The following is a 4008-nucleotide window of genomic DNA, read 5'->3' on the forward strand; positions in this document are numbered from 1 at the left end:
TCGCGAGGGCGCCTATCTGCTGCTCGCCGACATCGAGGAGGCCGAGACCGGCGATCAGGGCAAAGTTCGGCAGCTGCTGTCCAGGGCGCTGCGGGCGCCGCGCGATCCGGCCTGGGTCGCAGACGGCGTGGTATCGGAACGCTGGGCTCCGGTATCGCCGATCACCGGCCGGCTCGACGCCTTCGAGTGGCGCGCGCCGATGGAGCGTCTTGGCCAGTTGATCGACAGCCATGATGACGCGCCAGCGGGTGCGGCACCGGTTATTGAAGCATTGGCAAAGCCGACGAGCGAAAAAAGGCCGATCGAAGTGATCGACGACGCCGGTGGCGAGACGTCGGCGGGCAAGCAAGCTGAAAGTCGCGAAGAAGATCATGTCAGACCGATCACGGCAGCGGCCTTCGCCGCGGTGCCGAGCGATGCCGAAGGCGTCGAGCCGGCCGAGGAGCTTGCGCGGCTGCCGGACGATCCCGGCGTCGATCCGGACGAGGAAGCGGAGAAATCGCCGCGCCGGTTTCGGTTGTTTTGAGTTGGGCAGGCCGTCAGGCCGTTGGGGTATGGATCTATGTTTGAACGCGTTCTGTCGTTTCTCAGGGATTTGCCGGCCGGTGCCGGCACGCATGCCAGCACGGACGATCCGCGTGTCGCCGCCTCGGCGCTGCTCTACCATGTGATGAACGCCGATGGCGTGCGCCAGGATGTCGAGTGGGAGCGGTTCAAGGCGGTGCTGGCCGAGAGCTATTCGATCAGTGGCGCGGAACTCGAAGCGTTGGCCGCTGCCGGCGAGCGGGCCGACAATGAGGCGATCGATCTCTACGCCTTCACCAGCGTCTTGAAGCGCCATCTCGATGCCGATGCGCGCAAGGCTTTCATCGGCCTGATGTGGGAAATCGTCTATGCCGACGGCGAGTTGCACGAGCTCGAGGACAACACCGTCTGGCGCGTCGCCGAGCTGATCGGCGTCGAACGCCACGACCGCGTCGAGGCGCGCCGCAAGGCGGCGGCGCACGCGCCCGGCGCCACCGGAACATCGAGCGACGAATAGGATCTTCGCCTTCCCATGCCACGCCAGACGAGTTCGAAGCCAAAGATCCTGATCGTGCTGCATCAGGAGAGTTCGAGCCCGGGACGTGTCGGCCACATGTTGCTGGAAGAGGGTTTCGATCTCGACATCCGCCGGCCGCCGCTTGGCGACGCCTTGCCCGAAACACTGGACGACCACGCCGGCACGGTGGTGTTCGGCGGCCCGATGAGCGCCAATGACGACGACGAGTTCGTCCGCCGCGAGACCAACTGGCTGGAAATACCGCTGAGGGAGAACCGGCCATGTCTCGGCATCTGTCTCGGTGCGCAGATGCTGGTCAACTGTCTCGGCGGCAAGGTCGAGGGTCATGGTGAAGGGCTGGTCGAGGTTGGCTGGTATCCCCTGAAGGCGACCGAAGCCGGCAAGCAACTGATGCACTGGCCGGAGATGGTCTACCAGTTCCACCGCGAGGGTTTTTCGCTGCCCAGGGACGCGACGCTGCTGGCGACGGCCGAAACCTATCCCAACCAGGCCTTCCGCTACGGCGACAATGCCTGGGGCATCCAGTTCCATGGCGAACTGACCAGGGTGATGATGCAGCGCTGGGTGGTGCGCGGCGCGCATCGCTTCGAATTGCCCGGTGCCCAGCCCGGCCGCGATCATCTCGGCGGCCGGCTGATCTGGGACATGCATCTCAAGCGCTGGCTGGACGAGTTTTTGCGGATGATCTTCGGCAAGTCGAGCAGATAGCTAAACCGTCGTCTGAACGGATTTCAGGCGACCCGCTTTAGGTCTTTGTCTTCATGCATGTCGTTCTCCCAAAACCGGGGCCACTTTTGGGCGACATGCATTAAGGTTCGAGCACCGGCCGCAGGAAGCTGCGCTCATAGCTGAGAATGCTGCGATTGCGCTTTTCCATTTCGAACACGTCCTGGCATTCCGGGTCGGCAGCCATCCGTTTGCGATAGTCCTCGTAGTCGGCAAGACTCGGAAAGCTGAACATGGCATAGGCGATGTTGCTCGCCCCTTCGCTTGGAAGGAAATAGCCGTGATGGTTTCCGCCGAGGCGGTTGACCAGAGCTATCCAGCGACGACCATAATCTTCGAACTCGGCAAGCTTGTAGGGGTCGATGACGTATTTCAGGTAGCAAGTGATCATGAGAGCTCCTGTGGCATGGGCTAGGCATGTCGGCTGTCAACCGTGGGAAGATCAGTTGCGCCCGTTGAGGTGGCGCACCTTGCGCAGTTGCGGGAACAGCACCACCCACAGGCCCGCGACGGCGATGGCGCCGATGCCGCCGATCACCACGGCCGGCACCGTGCCGATCAGCGCGGCCATCGTGCCGGCCCGGAATTCGCCGACCTCGTTGGAGGCGCCGACAAAGACCTGGTTGACGGCGTTGACGCGGCCGCGCACCTCGTCGGGCGTCCACAGCTGGATCAGCGTCTCCCTGATGTAGACGCTGAACATATCGGTGGCGCCAAGGAAGACCAATGCCACGATCGACAGCCAGGTGATGGTCGACAGGCCGAAAACCACGGTGAAGGCGCCGAACGAGGCTGCAGCGGCCAGCATGATCATGCCCGCGTGGTTGCGAAGTGGATGCCCGGCCAGCCAGATGGCGACGCAAATGGCGCCGATGCTGGGCGCCGAGCGCAGCAGGCCGAGGCCCCACGGGCCGAGCTGGAGGATGTCGCGCGCATAGACCGGCAGCAGCGCCGAGGCGCCGGACAGGAGCACGGCGAACAGATCGAGCGAGATGGCGCCGAGCACGATCTTCTCGCTCCAGATATAGCTGAACCCGCCGAGCAGGTGCTGCATCGTCGGCTTGTCCGACTCGGTGCGCTGCGACGGCTTCGGGATGGTGAAGATCAGCAGCCCGGACACAAGCATCAGGACAGCGGCGGTTCCGTAGGCCGCTTCCGGCGACACGCCGTAGAGCAGGCCGCCGGCGACGGGTCCGACGATGGTCGCCGTCTGCCAGGCCGATGAATTCCAGGCGATGGCGTTGGCGAAATCCTGAGGCGGCACCAGATTGGCGAACAGCGAGGCCGAGGCCGGACCGAAGAAGGCGCGGGCGACGCCGAACATGGCAAGCACGCAGAAGATCGGCAGCGGCCCGCTGATGCCGCGCAGCGCCAGGAACAGCAGCGCCAGCGCGCACATCGCCTCCACCACGACCGCCAGCGCCATGATCAGGCGGCGGCCGAAGCGGTCGGCGGCGACACCGGTGACCAGCACCAGAAGCAGCGACGGCAGGAACTGGACGATGCCGACCAGGCCGAGATCGAGCGGGTCGCGGGTCAAATCGTACATCTGCCAGCCGACCGCGACGGACACGATCATGGTGGCGAATGTGGTGAGGAAACGCGCCGCCCAATAACTCAGGAAGGAGCGGTGGCGGAACGCGGCATAGCGCTGGTCCGGTGATATCTGTTCGGCGGTCATGATTTAAGAGGCCCCATTGCAGTGGCGTCAGCTGGCGGGGCACTTCCACGATGGGCGCTGGTCCGGCTGGCGGAACTTTTAGCTCAGTTCGCCGCGGATATGCGTCAGAATCAGTGCTGGATCAAGGAATTTTCAGCCTGCTCCATCGCCGGCACGCGGAAGTTACTGCCGCAGCGCGACGGAGATGGCGTCGAGGCCGCCGCGCAATTCGGCTTCCGTCGGCCAGCCGAAGCCGACGCGGAAGAAGCGTTTTTCCATCTCGAACCAGTGGCCGGGTCCGACATAGGTTCCATGGTTCTCCAGCAGGTTCGCATAGAACCGGTCGAGGTCGAAGCCGGGTTCGATATCGAGGCGCGGGAAGCCGACGACACCGCCTTCGGGCCTGATCCAGTCGACCAGCGGTTCGCGGTCGATCCAGGCCTGGACGATGTCGCGGCGCTTGGCCATTTCGGGCAGCAGTGTCGCCAGGAAGGCATCCCGGCGCTCGAGCATGCCGCGGGCAATGCCTTCGTCGATGACGCTGCCGCAGATGCCGATC

At 64.4% G+C, this 4008-nt stretch carries 4 protein-coding genes and 2 pseudogenes; 3 read left to right on the top strand and 3 right to left on the bottom strand.

All coding sequences use genetic code 11. The features are described from left to right. The 3 genes and pseudogenes from ENZ75_RS23985 to ENZ75_RS23995 form a co-directional block, all read left to right on the top strand. Positions 1-526, top strand: a pseudogene (locus ENZ75_RS23985) (heme biosynthesis protein HemY); the annotation flags it as partial. Positions 527-562: 36 nt separating this feature from the next. Beyond that, complete coding sequence (locus ENZ75_RS23990) at positions 563-1042, top strand: TerB family tellurite resistance protein (RefSeq protein WP_013528912.1); 480 nt, start codon at positions 563-565, stop codon at positions 1040-1042. Between the two features lie 15 nt (positions 1043-1057). Beyond that, positions 1058-1771, top strand: a complete 714-nt coding sequence (locus ENZ75_RS23995) for a glutamine amidotransferase (protein WP_024503038.1) — start codon at positions 1058-1060, stop codon at positions 1769-1771. Between the two features lie 100 nt (positions 1772-1871). Here the strand turns inward: ENZ75_RS23995 and ENZ75_RS24005 are convergent, their stop codons facing one another. From ENZ75_RS24005 to ENZ75_RS24015, 3 genes and pseudogenes are all read right to left on the bottom strand, one after another. After that, the gene (locus ENZ75_RS24005) at positions 1872-2180 is read right to left on the bottom strand and encodes an NIPSNAP family protein (protein WP_063169514.1); all 309 of its coding nucleotides are present in this window, start codon (positions 2178-2180) and stop codon (positions 1872-1874) included. A gap of 51 nt (positions 2181-2231) precedes the next feature. Further along, the gene (locus tag ENZ75_RS24010; protein ID WP_063169513.1) at positions 2232-3470 is read right to left on the bottom strand and encodes an MFS transporter; all 1239 of its coding nucleotides are present in this window, start codon (positions 3468-3470) and stop codon (positions 2232-2234) included. A 162-nt stretch (positions 3471-3632) separates the two neighbouring features. Continuing rightward, positions 3633-4008: pseudogene (locus ENZ75_RS24015) on the bottom strand (aspartate aminotransferase); the annotation flags it as partial.

Source organism: Mesorhizobium sp. M7A.F.Ca.CA.002.04.1.1, from assembly GCF_004022805.1.
Classification (GTDB): Bacteria; Pseudomonadota; Alphaproteobacteria; order Rhizobiales; family Rhizobiaceae; genus Mesorhizobium; species Mesorhizobium ciceri.